Origin of the sequence: Ulvibacter antarcticus (assembly GCF_003688405.1) — a bacterium.
GTDB lineage: Bacteria > Bacteroidota > Bacteroidia > Flavobacteriales > Flavobacteriaceae > Ulvibacter > Ulvibacter antarcticus.
The window spans coordinates 635127-656181 of sequence record NZ_REFC01000012.1 but is presented as its reverse complement, the minus strand read 5'-3'; the positions used below and the strand labels follow the sequence as shown (position 1 = coordinate 656181).

The following is a 21055-nucleotide window of genomic DNA, read 5'->3' as shown; positions in this document are numbered from 1 at the left end:
TGAGTACATGTTTTTAAATGTTTCCCAAAATTATTAAAAAGGGGACACTTAGGCCTACGATTAACAATACTTTAAGTAATTATTTATCACAGTTCCTTAAAATTATATATTTTATTTATAAAGTGCTTAAATACAATAGATTTTACGTCGTAATATTTTAGTTTCGATGAAGTATTAGCACGTTTTATCAAAAATTTAGGTAAATATCCGTAAAAGCTGAGATGAGCTCTAAGAACCGCGAAGCTGTGCCTAAATTTGCCTTGAAATGCAAATTGAAATGCGGCTACGGCATCTAAAATGAGACGAATTAGAATTATCCCCCAAACGCCAGATCCTTTTACATTTTTTACTAATGCTAAAAGGGTATTTCTAAAATTATAGAAGGTCTTTTGTGGATTCGCTGAAGACAGTGTTGCACCTCCAACATGATAAATCGACGAACTGCCAATATATTTAATTACACCACCTTTTGCCTGAAGTCGCCAACATAAATCGATCTCCTCCTGATGCGCAAAAAAATCTTCATCAAATCCATTTATCGCCTTGAATGCCTCATTCCTTACAAAAAGACACGCTCCACTTGCCCAAAAAATAACGGCTTCATCATTATATTGACCAGAATCTTTTTCAATAGCATTAAAAATACGACCTCGACAATATGGGTATGCAAAAGCGTCTATAAAACCACCAGCCGCTCCGGCATATTCAAAGGTATCTTTGTGATTGTAATCTAGTATTTTTGGTTGAGCTGCGACGAGACTATTGTCATTGTTAAAAGCCCTTATCATTGGTGTTAACCAATTTTCGGTGACTTCTACATCACTATTTAAAAGTACAAGGAGTGCTTCGGAAAGATTCGCTAAGGCATCATTGTATCCTTTTGCATACCCTCCATTTGATGTATTCTGTATGATCTTTATCGTCGGAAAGTTTTCAGAAATAAATGAAACTGATGTATCTGTTGAAGCATTATCGGCTACATAAATGGTCGCTTCCGAAGAGAACTTTACAACTGAAGGTAAAAACTTCTCCAACAATGCCCGACCGTTCCAATTTAAAATAACTACAGCTATATTCATTGAACGCAAAGTTAGTTTTTTACTTCAACCGTGTTTAATTTAAAAGAAAATTTAAATCAATCTTTATTCCAAACATAGGTAACCAACTCCATTTCATCCGCTTTGCCTCTAAGTTTTTCCTTGCCAACGGCCTGTTTCATAACATTCTTTGGAAGTTTATAACAAACGTCTCCAAAATCCTTGGAAGCCAAAATATCTACATCCAAATCACTGCATAAGCCTTGAATTCGCGATGTAGTGTTCAATACATCTCCGGAAAATGCTATGTCTCTTTTAATTTGACCAATTTCTCCAACCATGACCGAGCCAAAATGATATCCAGTTCTAAAATCGGGGACTACATTATATTTAGTCATATATCTTTTAGCTTTAAATCGCAGGATTTTTTTCATACTATAAAAACATCTGAGGGCATTTGCATCTTTTATTCCCCATTTCATTTTCCAGGTAACCACAATTTCATCACCAACGTACTGATACACTTCTCCACGGGTTTGCACAATTGCCGGAGCGATGTCCTTAAAAAAATCCTTTAGAAAATTAAAGTATTTCTCTTCTCCCAGTTCTTCCGCAATTCCTGTTGCATTTTTTAAATCGGCAAACATAAAAATACGTCGCTCTTTTTTCGGACTAAAATATCGTCCCATTAAATAATCAGGAAAGACACCGGGCCCATATTTATCGTTGACCATTAGAACAATTAAAGTAAGCAGCACTATGACCAACCAGATGATATAATTTTTAAGAAACATCCACGTACCAAAAAAGAAGAGTGTTTCTTCTAAAACTTCAGTATGCAAAAATGACATATTTAAATTCTCAGAACTTATATAGAGTGCTCCTAAAAAGCTAATGATCAAAGCCGCGGCGGTATAAGTAACTATTATAAAAACGAGCGCTTTCCAAAATGCGAAATTTCTAATCCATTTCTCCATTAAATTCACCGTATAAATACCACCAACAAGTCCTGCAGAAACAGACACTATTAAATTAGCTATAAAAGCAGATTGAAAATCGTAAGCAGAACTCAAAACTCCATTAGTGGATAGAGTGATCATTTCGTAAAAGAACATGACGTTCGAGATTAAGACCCATGCGATTAAAATCCACAGGGCCCTTCTTACATAAAACATCAATTTTTGATACGAATATTGTTTAAATCTAGGTGGCTTCAATTATTAGCAGTTTTTATAGCGATCGTGTAATCCTTGTCCTTCAAGTATCATGGGAATTATTTTTTCAAGCCTAGATAGTTTAGTAGCCTCGCGCTTGGCTTCATCTATATGTTGTGCATATTCACGCTGTTTACCAGGAGTAAGTTTTTTAAAAGCCTCATTAAAACTTACGTCTTCTTTAAGGGCATTTTTTAGCTCCGTTGAAAGCACTACGCCAGTTTTACGCTCTACTTTTACTTCTTTCCCTGCACGCGAATTTTCAATAGCTTCATTAATATAGGCAGTCACAAGTTGGGCATCTATTGCATCGCCCTTGCCGAAACGCCACTGTCGCATCGCCTTAGTAATTCCTTCCTGTGCATTGACTAATTTGTTCGTTTTATCTTTTAGGAATACACCCTGATGAAACCAAATTCCCATATAGTTTTTAAATGCCGCTAAACCAGCAACGTTTTTTCCGTTTAACGTATATGCAGGAGCGCCCCATTTAACTTCTTCAATTAGTTCTGAAGCATTGAAAAGAGTTCTTAAAAGCATCAATTCTTCAGTCCAAAGTGAATGCTTTTTAATATAAGAGTCTATTTTCTTTTTGTCAGACATGACTAACCATTTAAATTTCTTCCGAAGATACTATTTTTCAAATTTTATTCATTTATACAAAAGTAATAATTCAACTTACAGTTCGGTAGGCAAAACTTACAATTCGGTTTGTTTTTTTCTGAAAGCTTTGTACTAATGTTGAATTTTGAAGTATAATTCTAATCAACCAAACAATGAACCAGTTTAAGCATCATTTCTTTATTTTCATGTTCTTGTCTATTGCAATTACTTCCGAAGCATTTTCACAACAGACAATTTCGGGTACTGTGACTCAGGTAAACGGCTTACCTATCAGTGGCGCAAATGTTTACCTTGATGGAACCTACGATGGGGATTCTACAAACGAATTAGGAAGCTTTTCGTTCGAAACCACAGAAACTGGTGTACAGACACTTAGTATTTCATTCGTTTCTTACGAGACCTTCATGATGGCGGCATCAGTAAATGATATGAACGATCTTTCAATTCAACTAAAGGAAGATGTAAACTCATTGGATACAGTTGTTATTACGGCTGGAACCTTCGAAGCGAGTGATAACAGCAAAGTTTCAGTGTTAAAACCATTAGATGTCGTAACAACAGCAAGTGCGTTGGGCGATTTTGTAGGTGCTATTCAAACACTACCAGGCACCACCACGGTTGCCGAGGATGGTCGTTTGTTCGTGAGAGGTGGTGATGCAGGCGAGACTCAAATCTATATTGACGGAATTCGTGTATTTACTCCTTATAGTCCTACTACAAACAACACGCCTACGAGAGGACGTTATAGTCCGTTTCTTTTTGACGGGATTACCTTTTCAACTGGTGGTTATTCGGCCGAATACGGGCAGGCATTATCATCGGTTTTACTTTTGAGTACCGTTGATGAACCGGATCAGGAAAAGACAGAAATATCATTAATGACTGTAGGTGGTGGTCTGGGGAATACACAAAAGTGGGAAAAGAGTTCTTTAAGTGTGAACGCATCTTATATTAATCTTGCACCTTATATAGCTTTGTTACCAGACCGTAATAATTGGCAAAAACCTTATGAAACTATTTCGGGGGAGGCTGTTTTTCGTCAGCATTTTGAAAAAGGTATTTTAAAAATATACAGTGCTTTCGATACTTCTAATTTTCAATTAGATTATGAAGATATCAACGACCCAGAAGGAGTTAATTTTAGTCTGAAGAATAACAACTTCTATTCCAATGCCAGCTATAGTGGAGATCTCAGTTCGAGTTGGAAAATCCAAACCGGGGGAAGCTTTACAACTGCCAAGGATAAAATAGGGATTGGAAACGATAATATTATAGACACCGAGAATTCGGCGCATCTTAAACTTAAGCTTAAAAAAAGATTTAGTAACCGATATAAGTTAAACATTGGAGTGGATCAGCTTATCACTGATTTTGAAGAAGAATACGTATCAGAGACCTTTAGTGAAAGCTACGGTTTTAACAATAACATTAGTGGAATTTTTGCCGAAGGCGATATTATTTTCTCAAGAAAGTTCGCAATGAAAGTTGGAGCCAGAGGTGAGTATAGTGGATTATTCGATGAGTACACTGTTTCACCAAGAGTCTCTATTGCGTATAAAACAGGTAAAAGCAGTCAGTTGTCTTTGGCTTATGGCGATTTCTACCAACAACCGGGAAGTGAGATTTTAAAATTTGAAACTGATTTGAAAGCAAGAAAAACGCAACATTATATCCTAAACTATCAATATTCGGCGAATAATAGGATATTTAGAGCCGAAGCTTACAGAAAACAATACAACGGTCTTATTACGTACAACACGCCAACTCCCGAGTTCAGTTCAAACTACACAAATAATGGCGATGGCTATGCGCAGGGAATAGATCTGTTCTTTCGGGACGATGAAAGCATAAAAAATATTGACTATTGGGTGAGCTATTCGTTCCTGGACACTAAACGGAAATATCAGAATTTCCCTATTGAAGCGACACCTTCGTTTGCTAATACACACAATCTATCTGTAGTCGCTAAATACTGGATTGAAGATTGGAAAAGTCAGATTGGGTTTAGTTATAACTACGGAAGCAGTCGTACATACACAGATTTGAACCGACCCGGATTTCTTCAGGATAAAACAAAGGATTATAACAGCTTAAGTCTGAATTGGGCATATTTATTATCACAGCAGCAGATTTTGTATTTCTCGATTAACAATGCACTGGGCTTTACAAATGTAAACGGCTATCAATATGCAGATGCACCAAATACGAATGGAGTGTATAATAGACGGGCTTTACTGCCGGCAGCAGACCAGTTCTTCTTTGTAGGCTTTTTCTGGTCAATTAGTGATGATGGAACCGATAATCAGTTGGATAAATTATAAGAATTACAGTTCATCATTTAAAAATTACAATTCGGTCATTCACTTTTAAAAATCATTACCAACTACCCGACCTTTGGTATAACAATAAAAATATAGAAACCATGCAAACAATACTCACTTACTTAACGCTATTATGTACCGGCTTAATTCTTCAAGCGCAGAATACAGTAGATTTGAAAATTACCGGATTTGAAAACAACGATGGTCAGGCAATGATCGCTTTGTATAATTCGGAAGACAGTTTTCTTGCGACTCGATATAAAGGTTCCTTACTTGAAATTAAAAACAAGGAAGTTTCTACGTCTTTTTCAGATTTACCAGATGGTATATATGCCGTTTCTATTGTTCACGACGAAGATAAAAATGGTAAGCTCAATATGATTATGGGATTTATTCCTTCTGAAGAAACGGGATCTTCAAATGATGCGCCTGCTAACTTTGGACCGCCAACATGGGAGGATGCGAAGTTCGAGCTTCGAAATGGTGAAGTAGTAAAGATGCAAATCAAAATGAATTAATTCAGAAGATATAAAAAACAACAAACAAAATATTTAACCATGAAAAAAATAGTAATTATCTTAATAGCAATCATTTCATTCCAGGGGATTTCACAAAGCTCAGAAACCAAAACTAAATACCAACAAGGTATGCTAAAGGCCTTTGATCTTTGGCAAAATAATCAATCTCTGGAAGCGGCTAATATGTTTGAGCGCATAGCAATAGCCGAACCCGACAATTGGTTACCTCCGTTTTACATCGCACAGATAAATGTTTTTAACAGTTTTTCTGAAAAGGACAAAACTACGGTTACTGCTCAGTTAGGCAAAGCGAGAGACTTTTTAAACGATGCCATGGCACTTTCAAAAGACAATCCGGAAATTATGGTACTTGAAGCGCAATGGTATACGGCTTGGGTTGTTTTTGATGGAATGCAATACGGGATGAAGTATTCGCCTAAAATTGCCGAACTTTACCAAAAAGCTATGCAGTTGGCACCAGAAAACCCACGGGTAGTCCTGGGAAACACAGAATGGCAAATGGGATCAGCGCAGTTTTTTGGACAGCCTGTTGATAAATATTGCCCGGAAATAGAACGAGCCATAGCACTTTTCGACACCTTTGAACCTGAAGGCGAATTTTACCCGCGCGGTGGAAAAGATTACGCAGAAAGCGTATTAGCAAAAACATGTAAATAATAATGATCGTACTGGTTAAAGAAATAGGGAAAGCATTTTTTATTGGCGTATTGATCTTTATCATAGTTGGATTGATCGAATACGCTAATGGCTATGATGTATTTAGAGGGGACAATTTCTGGGAACGCTTTTGGATGAACCAGTTGTACTCTGTAGTTCTCTATGGCGGAAATATGCTCTATTTCGTTTACCTTCAGAAAAAATACGACAAGAATATTTATAATTCAAAAGGGCTTAGCCAAGGAGTGATTGGTGCAGTTTTGATTTCAATTTTCAGTATTTTTTTACTTCGAATTTTTTCCGAAGTAATTTTAAAAGGAAGCAATTTTACCTCATTTTTAGCCAATGAAAAAGCCGCATATTATTACATATCCTTTGTAATTGCTTTAGTAGTAACCTTTATTCTTTATGGTTTTTATTATTATCGATATAAGCAAGAATCTAAGGTAAAGGAACAAAAGATTATTGCGGGCACAGCATCGGCTAAATTTGACGCACTAAAGAATCAGTTGGACCCACATTTCTTGTTTAATAGCTTAAATGTTCTTACTAGTTTAATTGAAGAGAATCCGGAAGCAGCAACCCGATTTACAACGGCTCTGTCGAAAGTGTATCGCTACGTTTTAGAACAGAAGAATAAAGAACTGGTAACCGTTGAAGATGAATTAAAATTCGCAAACCTGTATATGTCTCTTATCAAGATGCGATTTGAGGATAGTATTGTCTTTACAGTCCCGGAAACAATTTCTAATCCGGAGGCAAAGGTGGTTCCTTTGGCACTTCAGTTATTATTGGAGAATGCAGTAAAACACAATATGGTTACTCCCAAAAGGAAGCTTCATATAACAATAGAAGAAAAGGACGGAAATTTGGTGATAACTAATAACCTACAGCCAAAGCAGGTGGTAAAGGAAAGCACAGGAGTGGGATTACGAAACATTCAGCAGCGCTATATGCTGTTAACCGATCGTCCGGTTTTAATTGATGAAACAACAACAAAATTTAGCATTGCTATACCAATGCTCACAAAAGATACAATGACTATGCAAACACAGGATACATTTATATCAGAAAAGAAGTATGCACTTGCAAAGGAGCAGGTGGATAAATTAAAAGGATTTTATATTCACTTCACAATTTACCTGGCTTTTATCCCGGTATTTTTATATCTAAATTATATTTCACAGGCAGGATTTCCATGGGCAATCTTCCCAATAGGTGGATGGGGGTTTGGTATATTGGGACATGCTTCAGAGACTTTTAATTATAATCCATTCTTCGGAAAGGATTGGGAAGAGCGCAAGATCCGTGACTTTATGGATAATGATAATTAAGTATGACAGTTCAGCGCACTTTTCCTACAATTGAGTAGCATTCATTTTAAAAAAGGCTAGCTTCATATTACTTTTATTCTATAATTTAAAAGAATAACAATCATGGAAACTTCAAATAAAGGGAACAAATATTACAAAGCTAAAAAGCGAGTAGGGGAGATTAAAAAATTCTATACAGGGCTTATGATGTACGTCATTTTTATCGCCTTTCTCGCCGGGATTAATTACTACACCAACGAACTACGCTACCCTTGGTTTTTATGGGCTGCCTTTGGATGGGGAATAGGATTATTTTTTCAAGGTGTCAAAGCCTTTCGCTGGAATCCTTTCTACGGAAAAGATTGGGAAGACCGTAAGATCAAAGAGTTTATGAATAAGGACAATAACGAAGACGATACATTACGATTTTAAAAATTTTTTGAATCATGGAAACTAAAAAGAGTTTGGCTTATTTAAAAGCAAAGAAAAAAGTAGAAGCCCTCAAAGGCTTATATGGACATATAATTGTGTTTGTAATATTAAATACAATTGTGATTCTAATAAATGCAAAAGTATTTAGTGAGAGCCCCGTAGATTTTTCATATTTGGGAGTTTATTTTACCACTATTATGTGGGGAATCGGACTTTTCTTTCATATTCTTTATGTGTTGGTCTTCTTTAATTTTAACACCGATTTCCTAAAGAATTGGGAGGATAAGAAAATAGAAAAGATATTGAAAGAGCAGGAAGAAGATGAAAACCGTCAATTTTCAAAATTTAACTAATTTTAAATAAAATCAATTAACCATGAATAAAGTCATTTTAATAGTCTTACTAATATTCACGAACAGCTTGAGCCATGCGCAAAGCTTCATAGTGAACAATGTAACTTTATTCGATGGAGAGACAATTACAGAAAATACTTCAGTCTTAATTGAAAATGGTACTATCACAAAAATTGGAACCGTTATCACTTCCGAAGAAATTCAAATAGACGGTACCGGAAAATTCTTGATGCCGGCATTGACCAACAGCCATGTACATGCGTTTATGGCCGGCAATTTAACTCAAGCCGCTTCGGCAGGGGTTTTAAATCTGTTGGATATGCATGGCATGGAACAATCACAAAAGGCAATGCAGCAAAAATTTGCAGATTCAACAAACTATGCACGTTATTACTACGCCGGTGCTGCGGCTACTGCTCCCAACGGACATGGAACTCAATTTGGATTTCCTTCACCTACATTAACTACAACCGACGAAGCACAGGCTTTTGTAGATACCAGACTCGCCTCTGGAGCAGCTTATATAAAAATCATTGTGGAACCCTGGAAACCTACTTTAACAGAGGAAGTTGTGAGTGCTTTAATTGATGCAACACACCAACGTGATAAAAAGGCAGTGGTGCATATTTCTAAGGTGGAAGATGCAGTTAAAGTGCTGCAAGACGATGCAGACGGACTCGTTCATATCTGGTGGGATACCGAAATTGGTGAGGAAGACTTAAAAAGTTTAGCTTCGGAAAAAAAATTCTTTGTGATTCCAACCTTGCTCACCTCAATTACGATGCTTCAGTTTATTCGAAATTCTGCACCCGAGGGCTCATTTCTTTCAAATGAAGCTATAAGCAATGAAGTGAAACGACTTTATGATGCAGGAATTCCAATTCTTGCGGGAACAGATCCTCCCAACGCCAATATCAATTATGGTAGCGACCTTTACAAAGAATTAAAACTGCTTCATGAAGCTGGAATGTCTGCGATTGATGTTTTAAAAACTGCGACTTCAAATCCGGCGATACAGTTCAATCTGGAAGGAACAGGATTTATTAAAGAAGGTTTTAATGCAGATATGATACTTTTGGATAAGAATCCAACCGAGGAATTTGAGAACATGAATAGTATCGTCACTATTTGGAAAGACGGAAAAATTGTTAAACACAACTAAACGTATATGAACGTACTTATTATTGAGGATGAAAGACCATCTGCACGCCGATTGCAACGTATGTTGGAAAAGTTGAATGTTACCGTTAACGTGATGCTACACTCGGTTGAAGAATCCCTGGAATGGTTTCACAACAATCCACATCCCGATCTCATCTTTTTAGATATTCAATTAAGCGACGGACTCTCCTTCGAGATTTTCGACACAGTTGAGGTAAAGAGTTCCATTATTTTTACTACGGCTTTCGATGAGTATGCGCTTCAGGCGTTTAAGTTGAACAGCATCGATTATTTGTTGAAACCTATTGATGAGGAAGAATTAGAGGCAGCCGTTACCAAATACCAGAGGCTGAAACCACAATCACAAAACCTTCAGTTGAATTTCGACGATATTAAAAAACTACTAATCAATCCTGTAGAACGCGAATACAAAAAACGTTTTACAACTAAGATAGGTCAGCATATTAAAATGATTGCGGTTGATGAGATCGAGTGTTTCTATTCAGAAAATAAGGGAACCTATGCCCATACCATCGATGGAAGGGATTATTTACTAGATACAACGCTTGAGCAATTGGAGGAAGAGCTTTCACCAGAGTATTTTTTTAGAATTAGCCGAAAATACTATGTAAGCATCAACGCAATAAAAGATATTATTTCCTATACCAATTCCAGACTACAATTGAAGCTAAACAGTTATAAGGAGCAAGAAGTTATTGTTGCCCGCGAACGTGTTAAGGATTTTAAATTGTGGCTGGAATAGTGTTCAATGGATGAAAACAAATTTGTTTCAAAACGATGTCTTTAATATTTATGTCGTTCATTTTTTCCATTGATGAAAAAACGAACCAAAAAAATCTAGGCTTACGAAACTATATCTAAATTTATCTTTCGGTTCCTAAATTTTAGAAACTCGCTTTATTAATATCAATAAGTATATGAATTATACTTGCTCAAACAGTCTAAAATTTCGCGGAACACTCAATTCAAATTTTACGATAGACTTTCGATAGGCCGTATTTAAAATCTAAACTTGATTAGAATTTATTTGATTGGTTTCTTATTTTACAACTTCGATTTCAGATTCAGCTTCAGATTCAAAATACAACTTCAACTTCGCTTTTTTGTATCAATCCGATTGTCCTGAAAAGAGGAGGGAAGTATTTTAGGTATAAACTTGACTAAAAGCGGTAAAAGCACTGTACCGCCTGGAAGCAGGAAAATGGTTAGTGATGGAATCGTTTTACAAATATCCAGCAATTGATCTTTCACCTTTGTTTTTTCTTCGGAAGTAAGATCACGCACAGCCGATTGTCCTAATAATACCATTAATTCGCCGCTCTCTTCCAATTCTTTAGTTAAACGCACCTTATTACGCAGAATTAGTTTTTTAACAGTTTCTGAAGATTGTTTGTAGAACTGATGCACCGGATTCGAATATTCAAACAGTTGAATTTTAGCTGAATGAGCTTCGGAAAAATCGCTGAGGTCTTTAATTGACTGTTTAAGGTCCTCTTCAGAAAAATCCAGAAAAACCGTCAATTGCTGAAGGAATTGAAATTCTGAAGCATCCAAAACATGGTCATCATTCACCGCCAATGTACATAAATCTAAAAGATATTTTTTTTCAAGTCCGTCTTTTAATGTTAGATAAGTCGCGCTCTCGGCCCATAATATATCATCACCATGATTAATTTCATTCAGATATGAGGAAGAAGATTCGAATAGCGCTACCAGTTGTTTATCGTATTTGTTCTTTCTTTCTTTAGATCTTAGTGCCAGAAAGCAACAATTAATGATCGTGCTTTCCAACTCTATAGTATAATGAGTTAGTTTTTTAGGTGTCGAAAGGAATACCTTAAAAGATAGGATATCCATATAAAGGAGTGCAAACGTAATAAGTGATGTCGAGTTCTTCTTTAATACAGTATTCGTTTCCTGCAAACGAGCCGATAGAATATGCTCCAACTGATTGTCTTTCGCATTCGTTTTGACTAGTTTTTGCAAAAAACCGGTTTTCCCTTTACCTAAAGCTTTGTAAAAAAGCACAATTGAATCAATTGCTTCATCGAAACTCCCATCGGGGAAGTTGTTAAGGTAAGTGAACAGTAGGCCATGAAAAAGGTTTATTTTTGTAAACTCTTCCTTACTTAGTTTTAAATGGCTAACAGGTTCTTCCGGAAGTGCCGCGATCGAAACTCCGTATATAAACCCGGAAGATTTTAAATGAGCGTAGAAATCATCTTCCGAATTGAAGCGCAACACTAAAGATTGCTTTTCAAAACGGTTTAAAAACTTCTTAATCCAGTCGGCTGCCGAGGGGTTCATATTTTTTTGAAGATATTATTAACTTATTTTAATAGTAATTGACCTTGATTAACAAAGCATTGGCTTCGATGAAACGTTGTTAACATAAGATTAACGACAATTAAAAAACCAAGAATGTAATTTCGTCGTAAATATTGTCAACAAGTAAAAATAAGTATTAAATAACAATTTAAATTATGAAAAAAACAAAAATTTTTGCAGCAATCGGAGGGCTCGGACTAGCCGTGCTTTCGGTTTTTTTAATCGCTGCCGACCACATTGATGCTCCCGCGGTTGCAGGAACAAATTCAGACATTACTGATTTTTATGCTTTTAGAGCACAAGATCAGAACAATCTGGCATTTGTGGTAAATGTACAAGGGTTATTGGCTCCCGGACAATCAACAGAACAAGCTGAGTTTAGTGAAAACGTTTTACTGGAAATTAACATTGACAATAACAATGACCTTATTGAAGATAGAGTGATTCAAGCAATAAAAAGAAATGATTCTATGTATTTCTTCTTGAAGCCACAGGTATCAACTCCTGGTCTTACTAGTACAATCGATACAGAAACTTTTGTAGGGAGTGTAAAAATTTCTACTACAACCGATGTTCAGGTATCTAGTTCTAATGCAAACGGTATGAAATTTTTCGCCGGACCAAGGGAAGATCCATTTTTCTTTGATTTTACACGATACAATGAAATTATCGCAGGAACTGCACCTGGATTTAATGACCCAGGAAATGACACCTTTGTTGGTACAAATGTTTTATCTGTAGCAATTGAAGTGCCAAAATCCATGATTGGAAGCGGTACTGTAGGTGCTAATCCGTTAGCTCCAAGTACATCAATTTATGGTGTATGGGTTGAATCGAAAAGAAAACAATAAGAAGTAGAATTTAGAAAAATGAAAAATATGAAAACATATAAATATTTAATGATTTTTGTTGCAATATGTACATCTCTATTATTTGTACAGTGTGACGACGACGATAACGGAAATGTAATTGGAGCAGTGACCTGTGATGATGGCATACAAAATGGTGATGAAGAAGGTATTGATTGTGGTGGAACTGCATGTCAGTCTTGTTTAGACGCAATTGGATTTGATGGGAATTATGTTCAGGAAGACCAAATGGGACGTCCTGGTATAAATACTGTTTTTGGATCTACTGGAATGAAAGATGCATTTAATGTAACGACTCCATCTAATATGGGAGCGGCTTTTCAAGCTAGTTTTGAAACTAAATTGTTAGCTTTAAATCCTGGTTACACAACGAACTTAGCCGGACTTGATGCTGCAACTTTTACAACAGTTTTAGCAAATGACGTACTTTGGGTTGCAGAAACAGGTATCACTACCTATTTTAATGGAACTGAAGTTTTAACTGGAAGAACCTTACAAGATGACGTTATTGACGTATCGTTGATCTTAATTTTTGGTGGACCAACAAACAGTGAGAACCCAACATTAACGAGTGATAATGTAGACTCAAATGATGTGGCTTTTTCAGCTTCATTCCCTTACGTAGTAGCTCCTAACTAATAGCTAACGCATATAATGTATTAAGGAGAACGCTACGGGGTTCTCCTTTTTTTGTTTGAATTATCGCTGTCTCTTCGGAAGACATTTAAGATAAAAACACGGATTCGTCAAAATATTAAGCAGTTTTGACAACTAATAAAACTCAAAAAACAATGAAAAATATATTAATGATTCTGGTACTTATTGCTGTGAGTGCCTGTAATTCTTCAGAAAAGAAGGAAAAGATAACATCAGAAACCGATTATAACCGCTATTTAGCAACCAATGAAGCCCCGTCTCGGGATGCAGCATTGACCGATATCGAGTTTTGGGGTAAACGAATAAAAGAGGATTCTACTCAATTGGTGGAATTTTCGAAGCTAGGAGGATTACATACTGCGCTTTTTTCTGCGACTGGGGATGTTTCAGAACTCTACAAATCTGAAACATTTATTAAAAAGGCGAAGCATTTAGCTGCCATAGATAAAGACAATTATCTTAGATCGTTAGCTCATAATTATATCTCACAACATCGCTTTAAGGAAGCAAAAGTATTACTGGATAGTGCGTATGCATTAAAAGATAATAAACGGGTCACCGAACTTATGTTGTTCGACGTTAATATGGAGCTAGGTAATTATGATTTGGCCGATGAATTTTTAGGAAAAATAAAGAATAATAGCGATTACAATTATCTTATACGATTATCAAAATGGAGTGATCACAAAGGAGATCTGGATTCCGCAATACGATATATGGAACAAGCAATGAAGGTGGCTGAATCTTCGGGTTCAAAATCATTGCGCCTTTGGACGTATTCTAATATTGCAGATTATTATGGGCATGCTGGACGAATTCAGGATGCGTATTCTTATTATTTAAAAACTCTGGAGCTGCAACCAGACAATGCCTATGTAAAAAAAGGAATTGCCTGGATAACCTATGCTTCGGAAAAGAATACACAGGAAGCTAATAGAATTTTAGACTCTATTATGGTGCAACACAAAGTGCCGGATTATTATCTTCTGAAAGCTGAAATGGCTGAATACAACGGCGATGCTTCCGAAGCACAAAAACAAACCAACAACTTTCTTCAAGCAGTGCAAAATGCAAATTATGGAGAAATGTATAATGCCTATCTTATTGAGATTTATGCCGACAGTGACCCTCAAAAGGCGTTACAAATGGCCGAAAGGGAGGTGGAAAACAGAGCTACCCCGGAAACATATCAATTATTGGCCTATGCTCAATTAAAATCAGGTGATAAGGAAGCTGCTTTACAAACCATCGAAACCCATGTGGAAGGCAAAACATTTGAACCAAAAGCTGCGTATTGTAGTGCTTTAGTTTATAAAGCGAACGGATTGAATGATAAGGTAATTCCATTAAAAGCTGAATTACAGGATGCTGCATTTGAATTAGGTCCTGTGATGATGAGAAATGTTAAAGATTTATAAAAATTAAAACCAAACCTACACTCTTTACGTAAATGTATATGAAAGGTTGGCTGTTCACTTGTGTGAGATCATAAATGGATTAAGCTGGTTTTTTTCAGAGTTTTTTGTTAGTTGAAACGCCTCTTGTAAAAGGGGCGTTTTTTTAGTTATTTAATTATCACAATTACCCAGATTATGCGAAATTGATACTTCTAATTAGAGTAATAATCCTATTATTAAAAGATTTCAAACTATCAACAAATAATCTAATTTTCATTAAATCCTTTTCCGTTTAAAATTTTTGGAGTGCATTTTTCAATTCTAGCTTCGCGGGTTTTTGATTGTTTAGCTTGCGAGAAATGGAGCAGATACCCTCTTTGTCTTCCTGGTGTTAGGGCTGTAAATGCAGATTTTAAAATAGAATTATTATTTAATGCCTTTTTAAATTCATCGGGCATTCTAAATTCTGAAGTCTTTTTCATTTTCACTTCTAATCCCGCTTTCTCTACTTCAATGGCTTCAAAAATATAGGCTTTAATGGTTGACTCTAAATCAATTATCTCCTGCAATGAGGTAAAACGAATTTGCCTAGCCGCTTGTACATTTTTCGTTTGTTGGATAAGGATATTATTGGTGTCTTGTAATAATACTCCTTTATGAAAAAGAAGCGCACAATATTCTTTAAACCCGTGAATTAGAACAATATTTTTTCCTTGAAATGTATAGCAAGGGTGCATCCATTTAAAATCTTCGGTGAGACTACAATCAAGGCAGATTTTCCGCATTAATTTCATTTCTTCCTTCCACTTTGTGGCCCTGTCCAAATACCTATCGACTACTTTGGGATTCATATTTTTAATTTTTTATCCGAACTTAATTTTCTTTATTGAAGGGCCTCGCTATTAGTAATATAGTTTTCCAATAGTCTAAGACTTTTTTAATGAAATTTAATATCATTTATTTACAACTAAAAATAAACAATATTTATCATGGTTTGTCTCTACCAATGAATCGCTCATTGCCGAGCAAAAATTGAATTGCTCTTCTCACATTTTTAATTATGCTTTCGTCCGTTTTTAAATGTGAGATGTATTTCACAATTTCATTTTGCCTTGATGGCGAAAGATTGTCAAATATTATTCTTGCTTCTTTATTTTCCTGAAGTGCAGTTACTAGCTTAGGATGTGGTTTAATGTTTCTATCATCGGGATCAAACTCAATTGTTATTCTTACGGATTCACCAATTCTTTTCGGAGAATTTTTAAGCATCTTATTATTGATATAAAACCGCCAAGCTCTTCTATATTTGACCAGAGTTTGTTGATAGGGCGTCGCATTAATTACCCCACGAATTGGGATGGGAGTTTTTTCTTTATTTGCTTGTTGGAATATATTCTTTAGCACCTCTTTAGGCACATATACAAAAGGATTGATCCCAATTAATTCAATTTTTGCCTTAAACTCTTCCATTCAACTGAAATGACCTTTTATAGATTTTAAATAACTGTTTGGTTCAGTTATTACTCAAAATGTTTCATAGTGTTTTACCTTTTCTTCAAATTCGAGAAGGTATTCTTTGTCTTCTTTATAATATCTTGCTTTTTCAAATTCATTTCCTGCAAACTTCTTTATGCTTTCATAAGAATCCCATTCGGTAACAGTAAGAAAGTGGCATATATTTCCGTCAATTCTTCTCAATATTTTTGCAGATAGGTTACCTTCAACATTACGATAATCATTCATGCCTGTTTCTTCAACGTATTTTAAATAGATATCCGCATGTTCGGCTTTTGTAGTACCATGCCAAATTCTTGTAATTTTTTTCATATTGGATATTTTAATTACTTCTATTTATCTAAAATAAATTTAGAATATATTAACCTTCATATTCGTGGTATTCTGATATTGTTAGATAGTTACCATCTGGATTCCTAAGTGAAAATTCCATACGTCTTGAATTTGAATTTAAGCGGATATCTTCTTCAACAATGCTACCCATTTTCTTGACATTCTGACGTATAATTTTCATGTTTTCGGTTCTAAAGTACAGGATTAGACCATTACCAGGACCAATACTTGGTTTCTTCATTGTAGGGTGCTCATGTGCGCCCCATTTATGGAGACAAATGAGAACTTCATCATTTTCAGAAATAAGTACATCAAATTCATTTCCCCCATGCATACTTTTACACCCAAAAACAGTTTGGTACCATTTAGAGCTGGCTTCAACATCTTTTACTGCTATTATTGGATCAAGTTTCGTCATCTTCTTTTGAAATATTAAAGATGAGTTTTGTATTTATCCATTCACTTTTATCCTTTGTAAAACTAAACTGATTGTCTACCACTCGGTACACTAATTTTTTGTTTTCAACTATCTCTATAAGTCTCATTTTACATAAGTGTACGTCCTTATAGTGATAGATAAATACTTCATTTAATTGGTCGGTATTGCCTTCAATATCTTCAGACCACCAAGAACGAAAATTTTTGATAGCATTGAAAGCTGATTGTGGACTTTTTTCAACTTGGATAGTGGCTGTGTAATCTTGGTTGTTCATATTGGTTTATTTCTGAAGTAGTTCCAATCTATATTTTACCATCCTTTTAATTAAGTCTGTTGGTAATGGCTGATTCAAAGGAAATTGCACAGATCCTTTTCCTTTTTTATAATCTTTGAGTTCTTCATTAAACTTCTCAATGGTTGTTGGATGTGGATAAAACCCTACGGATTTATTATTTCCTGAAATCATAATTTGCTGTTCTCTCTTTCCACCTTCTATCAAGGTATAAGCAGGTATGTTATAATTAAACAATTCGATCGCGTTCGGAACGACTTTAACAATGCAGTTCTTTAATTCAAGAAGTCTTTGTTTCGTCTTTTCAGGTTGTGCTTCAAAATAATCGGATACTGATTTAAATGGGTCGGTTTCGCTCATTTTAAAGAGTTATTATTGTTATTTCAGGATTTCACATTCAAATCCATTTCTGTTCAGAAACAGTACAATAGATTCAGGTTTGGCCAAGCAATTTTCTATCCGCAATATTTTATCGCAATCTTCTAAATCAAAATTAATTGAAGAACTAGGAAAATGTTTCAGCAGATCTTGAAGAACACTTTCCGCGACGTTAATCTGGCTAATATTGGTCTTAAAAACTTCAACCATGATGTTAAATAATATTTTCAGCAAGCTCTTTGATTCTTTTCAAGGCCTTTGGAAATGTTTCATTGAAATAAGTTATGTATTCGTCAATTGTATCCATACTAGCAGTTAATTCTGTAATTCCGTCCTTTTCATTCAATTCATAGGATTCCTTAGCGTTTTCCCACTGTTTCGATTTTTTATCGTGTATTTTTTTTCCATCCTTTATCATACCCAGATGGTTAAAAATCATTAACTGATTGGGAATTTTTTGTTCTATTATGCTAAACATACCTTCTCCACTTGGAGTTAAAAATTCGACATCACTTCCTTCATTCCAATCGGTTTTAGCATAAGAGCCTTCACAGAAAACTTCAACCCATTTCGGATAATTTTCATCAGTAAACAATATGTTCCAAACTCTTTCTTTCGAGGTACTTATCGTTGTTGAGAATTTTAAGGTTTTTAGCATAACTTACTTATTTGGGCATTTTACTAAAGTCCATATACAAAACATTCCAACGGTGGCCATCCAAATCTTCAAATCCGCATCCATACATCCAACCGTCTTTTTCTCCGGGTTTAGAATAGATTTTTCCGCCAGCAGCTTTTACTGTTGCTGCCATATTATCTACTTCGATTTTGTTTTGTGCGTCAATATTGAAAAGAACTTCCGTTCCTTTTGAAGTATCAACAAGATCATTGGAAGTAAATGTTTTAAAGGTTTCCTTCGGAAAAAGCATCATTATCACTTTCTTATCACCTAAAAAAAAGCTTCCCAAATGATCTACATTTTCATGCATCGGATTGCTTTCAAATCCAATACTTTTAAAAAACACTTTCGATTTCTTTAAATCCTTGACAGGTAGATTAAACCAAAATTCTTTTGCCATGATTAGTATCTTTAATTATTTCATTGAATGGATGCCAATCATATTCCCCTCGGTATCACTGGCCTGTACCATAAAGCCGTATTCGCCAAGCGACATTTTAGATTTAATAACAGTCCCTCCTGCACCAGCTATTCTTGCCTCTTCTATACTACAGTCCTCGCTCATAAAATATACAATGGTGCTGTTATTTCCTGCTTTAAAACCTTTCATCTGTACCAATGCTCCGGAAGCGCTATTTTTAGACTCCATATCGGATGGAAAAAATAACATTTTCATTTCTTCACCTGTATCGGGCATAGGCATTTCACTCAATGTAAGTTTAAATGCCGATTCATAAAATTTCTTAGCTCTATTTAAATTATCGACATAAATTTCGAACCACACTACTGGATTTCCATTTTCCATTTTTTGAGATATTAACGATTAATAGAATATAAAAATAGAATATCGAAATGTCAAAATGCTTGTCATAGGACAAGATTTATTTTTTTTGGGAGATTTCTTTCCTTATCCTACTTAAGGACGAATCTGTAACACCTAAGTAAGAAGCAATATATTTAAGAGGGACGTGCTTTATAATTTGTGGTTGATCTGTTGTTAGTTTTAAATATCTTTCCGTTGCACTTTGAGTTAACATATTAATTGCCCTTTGTTTTGAGATAAATAATTGATTGGACATCCAAGTTCTTCCCCATTCTGTGAAACCATCAATACTGGTATATAAATTTTGGAAATCGCTAAACTCAATTTTCCAACCATAGCCATCCGAAAGCGCTTGCAAGTTTTCCTTTGAAGGTATTCTTAGAAATAAGGAAGCAACCTCAATTAATATTTCATTCGAGCCAAAAAAATCTGCAGTAATTTCATTTCCATTATAATCATAAAGAAACGACCGAAACAAACCTTTTTCTATTAAGTAATACTCATTGCTCGTTTTCCCTTCATTTAACAAGAGTTCATTCTTTGAAAATTCAACTCTTTTATGCGAATCGATAATTGCTTTATAGTCCTCTTTTTTTATTGAAGGATGGTTATACATTTTTTCGAAAAAATCATGTGTCATAGTACTTCTTATAGTTTTCGGTTTATTTTACCAGTGTAATTTTATCTTTCTTAGCAACTCAAATAGTTTGATTTCTAAATCTAATTTAGTCAATTATTTGTAGTAAACATAATTCCTTTAAGAGATCAATCTTGATAAATACATATTGATAAACTGAATAAACTTAGGTTTTACACAAAAAAAAAGCAACCATGAAACGAATTTCGTGGCTGCTTGTATTTTATTCTATTGAGATATTATGGAGCTACTGCACCTAAGGTATACAGTTGCGATAATGTTGGAGATTCACTTCCACCTTCAGGTTCAAGTGTAATTCCAAAAGCTTCCGGATCCGGGATATTCTCGAACTTATATACTTTTTTGGCGTTATCACTCACCTTAGACAATAGTCCCACACTTGTAGGCGTGAGCGGGTCCATAATTAGCGACCAGACCTGGTATTCTTTTCCACTAGGTGGTGTTGGCAGACCGGTTGCATCTATATAAGCTATTTTATCTTTTGAATTATAATATACCTTGGCAAATGCATCGGGAGCTACAGCCTGATTCCCTGGAAGTAAGATCGTTTTATAGTCTTTGGAACGTACCACATCCAAAATGTCATTAGTTTCAGCTAATTCCCCTTGCGACAATTGCAATTTATCTTCTAGATCGATATTTTCTGTGTTTGTAACCTGAAGTTCATCTTCCAATGAGTTGTTTTGTTGTAGCATCCAGAAAATACCTCCAATACAAAGTATCGCGGCTGCCCATCCAGTAATGGCAGACCAATTTGTACCGCTCTTGGAATCTCCAATACTTCTAACATTTCTAATGGAATTAAGGATATAAGTCCATACCATTGCCGGCAGAGGTGGAGCGACCGCTTCGGCTAAGTTAAGTAGCGTAATTTCTATATGCTCTATTTCTTTTCTCACTTCGGAAGAGGTAGCGATGGCGTCTTCCACTTCCGGAATTTCTTCGGGAGTTAAAGACCCCGTTACATAGAGTTCTAGTTTACCTGATGCTATAAGTTCTTCTGTTGTCATAAGCT

General features: G+C 35.4%; 26 protein-coding genes. 11 read left to right on the top strand and 15 right to left on the bottom strand.

All coding sequences use genetic code 11. The features are described from left to right. Window positions 1–86: 86 nt before the first annotated feature. From BXY75_RS07815 to BXY75_RS07805, 3 genes are all read right to left on the bottom strand, one after another. Window positions 87–1079 carry a glycosyltransferase family 2 protein gene (locus BXY75_RS07815; RefSeq protein WP_121907153.1) on the bottom strand — a complete coding sequence of 331 codons (993 nt, stop codon included), beginning with the start codon at window positions 1077–1079 and terminating at the stop codon, window positions 87–89. Between the two features lie 56 nt (window positions 1080–1135). Beyond that, window positions 1136–2152: an adenylate/guanylate cyclase domain-containing protein gene (locus BXY75_RS07810; RefSeq protein ID WP_170152865.1), complete on the bottom strand. Its 1017-nt coding sequence runs from the start codon at window positions 2150–2152 to the stop codon at window positions 1136–1138. 105 nt (window positions 2153–2257) lie between these two features. Further along, a complete protein-coding gene (locus BXY75_RS07805) occupies window positions 2258–2854 on the bottom strand; it encodes a YdeI/OmpD-associated family protein (protein WP_121907151.1) in 597 nt (198 codons plus the stop codon). A gap of 173 nt (window positions 2855–3027) precedes the next feature. On the opposite strand from BXY75_RS07805, the gene BXY75_RS07800 reads away from it, so the two are divergent. The 8 genes from BXY75_RS07800 to BXY75_RS07765 all read left to right on the top strand — a co-directional run bounded on the left by BXY75_RS07800 (window position 3028) and on the right by BXY75_RS07765 (window position 10414). Next, entirely contained in the window at window positions 3028–5196 is a 2169-nt protein-coding gene (locus BXY75_RS07800) for a TonB-dependent receptor (RefSeq protein ID WP_121907150.1), read from the top strand. Between the two features lie 101 nt (window positions 5197–5297). Further along, window positions 5298–5714 (top strand): DUF2141 domain-containing protein, encoded by a 417-nt coding sequence (locus BXY75_RS07795; protein ID WP_121907149.1) that lies wholly within the window; start codon window positions 5298–5300, stop codon window positions 5712–5714. 39 nt (window positions 5715–5753) lie between these two features. Continuing rightward, window positions 5754–6392 carry a tetratricopeptide repeat protein gene (locus BXY75_RS07790; RefSeq protein ID WP_121907148.1) on the top strand — a complete coding sequence of 213 codons (639 nt, stop codon included), beginning with the start codon at window positions 5754–5756 and terminating at the stop codon, window positions 6390–6392. A gap of 2 nt (window positions 6393–6394) precedes the next feature. Continuing rightward, complete coding sequence (locus BXY75_RS07785; RefSeq protein WP_121907147.1) at window positions 6395–7726, top strand: 2TM domain-containing protein; 1332 nt, start codon at window positions 6395–6397, stop codon at window positions 7724–7726. Between the two features lie 102 nt (window positions 7727–7828). After that, window positions 7829–8137 (top strand): 2TM domain-containing protein, encoded by a 309-nt coding sequence (locus BXY75_RS07780; protein ID WP_121907146.1) that lies wholly within the window; start codon window positions 7829–7831, stop codon window positions 8135–8137. A gap of 14 nt (window positions 8138–8151) precedes the next feature. Further along, window positions 8152–8490, top strand: coding sequence for a 2TM domain-containing protein (locus tag BXY75_RS07775; RefSeq protein ID WP_121907145.1), 339 nt, complete (start codon window positions 8152–8154; stop codon window positions 8488–8490). Window positions 8491–8512: 22 nt separating this feature from the next. Then, window positions 8513–9652 (top strand): amidohydrolase family protein, encoded by a 1140-nt coding sequence (locus tag BXY75_RS07770; RefSeq protein WP_121907144.1) that lies wholly within the window; start codon window positions 8513–8515, stop codon window positions 9650–9652. Window positions 9653–9658: 6 nt separating this feature from the next. Beyond that, window positions 9659–10414 carry a LytR/AlgR family response regulator transcription factor gene (locus BXY75_RS07765; RefSeq protein WP_121907143.1) on the top strand — a complete coding sequence of 252 codons (756 nt, stop codon included), beginning with the start codon at window positions 9659–9661 and terminating at the stop codon, window positions 10412–10414. A gap of 347 nt (window positions 10415–10761) precedes the next feature. On the opposite strand, the gene BXY75_RS07760 is transcribed toward BXY75_RS07765, so the two are convergent. Next, window positions 10762–11979 (bottom strand): LETM1-related biofilm-associated protein, encoded by a 1218-nt coding sequence (locus tag BXY75_RS07760; RefSeq protein WP_121907142.1) that lies wholly within the window; start codon window positions 11977–11979, stop codon window positions 10762–10764. Window positions 11980–12155: 176 nt separating this feature from the next. Here BXY75_RS07760 and BXY75_RS07755 point away from each other — a divergent pair, with 176 nt between their 5' ends. The 3 genes from BXY75_RS07755 to BXY75_RS07745 all read left to right on the top strand — a co-directional run bounded on the left by BXY75_RS07755 (window position 12156) and on the right by BXY75_RS07745 (window position 14944). Next, the gene (locus BXY75_RS07755) at window positions 12156–12851 is read left to right on the top strand and encodes a DUF4331 family protein (protein WP_121907141.1); all 696 of its coding nucleotides are present in this window, start codon (window positions 12156–12158) and stop codon (window positions 12849–12851) included. A gap of 27 nt (window positions 12852–12878) precedes the next feature. Further along, complete coding sequence (locus tag BXY75_RS07750) at window positions 12879–13508, top strand: DUF4331 family protein (protein ID WP_121907386.1); 630 nt, start codon at window positions 12879–12881, stop codon at window positions 13506–13508. 152 nt (window positions 13509–13660) lie between these two features. Further along, on the top strand, window positions 13661–14944 hold the full coding sequence (locus BXY75_RS07745; RefSeq protein WP_121907140.1) for a tetratricopeptide repeat protein: 1284 nt from the start codon (window positions 13661–13663) through the stop codon (window positions 14942–14944). A 245-nt stretch (window positions 14945–15189) separates the two neighbouring features. Here the strand turns inward: BXY75_RS07745 and BXY75_RS07740 are convergent, their stop codons facing one another. The 11 genes from BXY75_RS07740 to BXY75_RS07685 all read right to left on the bottom strand — a co-directional run bounded on the left by BXY75_RS07740 (window position 15190) and on the right by BXY75_RS07685 (window position 21050). Continuing rightward, window positions 15190–15774, bottom strand: a complete 585-nt coding sequence (locus BXY75_RS07740) for a YdeI/OmpD-associated family protein (protein ID WP_121907139.1) — start codon at window positions 15772–15774, stop codon at window positions 15190–15192. Window positions 15775–15910: 136 nt separating this feature from the next. Beyond that, the gene (locus tag BXY75_RS07735; RefSeq protein ID WP_121907138.1) at window positions 15911–16393 is read right to left on the bottom strand and encodes a YdeI/OmpD-associated family protein; all 483 of its coding nucleotides are present in this window, start codon (window positions 16391–16393) and stop codon (window positions 15911–15913) included. Between the two features lie 54 nt (window positions 16394–16447). Then, a complete protein-coding gene (locus BXY75_RS07730) occupies window positions 16448–16750 on the bottom strand; it encodes an antibiotic biosynthesis monooxygenase (protein ID WP_121907137.1) in 303 nt (100 codons plus the stop codon). Window positions 16751–16799: 49 nt separating this feature from the next. Then, window positions 16800–17189 carry a VOC family protein gene (locus BXY75_RS07725; protein WP_121907136.1) on the bottom strand — a complete coding sequence of 130 codons (390 nt, stop codon included), beginning with the start codon at window positions 17187–17189 and terminating at the stop codon, window positions 16800–16802. Continuing rightward, window positions 17176–17484 (bottom strand): hypothetical protein, encoded by a 309-nt coding sequence (locus BXY75_RS07720; protein WP_121907135.1) that lies wholly within the window; start codon window positions 17482–17484, stop codon window positions 17176–17178. Before BXY75_RS07720 ends, BXY75_RS07725 begins: the two co-directional genes overlap by 14 nt. A 6-nt stretch (window positions 17485–17490) precedes the next feature. Beyond that, window positions 17491–17862 carry an iron chaperone gene (locus tag BXY75_RS07715; protein WP_121907134.1) on the bottom strand — a complete coding sequence of 124 codons (372 nt, stop codon included), beginning with the start codon at window positions 17860–17862 and terminating at the stop codon, window positions 17491–17493. A 232-nt stretch (window positions 17863–18094) separates the two neighbouring features. Continuing rightward, on the bottom strand, window positions 18095–18538 hold the full coding sequence (locus BXY75_RS07705; RefSeq protein ID WP_121907132.1) for an SRPBCC domain-containing protein: 444 nt from the start codon (window positions 18536–18538) through the stop codon (window positions 18095–18097). Window positions 18539–18545: 7 nt separating this feature from the next. Continuing rightward, entirely contained in the window at window positions 18546–18959 is a 414-nt protein-coding gene (locus BXY75_RS07700; RefSeq protein WP_121907131.1) for a VOC family protein, read from the bottom strand. 15 nt (window positions 18960–18974) lie between these two features. Further along, on the bottom strand, window positions 18975–19364 hold the full coding sequence (locus tag BXY75_RS07695) for a VOC family protein (protein WP_121907130.1): 390 nt from the start codon (window positions 19362–19364) through the stop codon (window positions 18975–18977). Between the two features lie 76 nt (window positions 19365–19440). Further along, a complete protein-coding gene (locus BXY75_RS07690) occupies window positions 19441–20022 on the bottom strand; it encodes a Crp/Fnr family transcriptional regulator (protein WP_121907129.1) in 582 nt (193 codons plus the stop codon). Window positions 20023–20258: 236 nt separating this feature from the next. Then, entirely contained in the window at window positions 20259–21050 is a 792-nt protein-coding gene (locus tag BXY75_RS07685) for an anti-sigma factor (protein ID WP_121907128.1), read from the bottom strand. Between the last annotated feature and the right edge of the window lie 5 nt (window positions 21051–21055).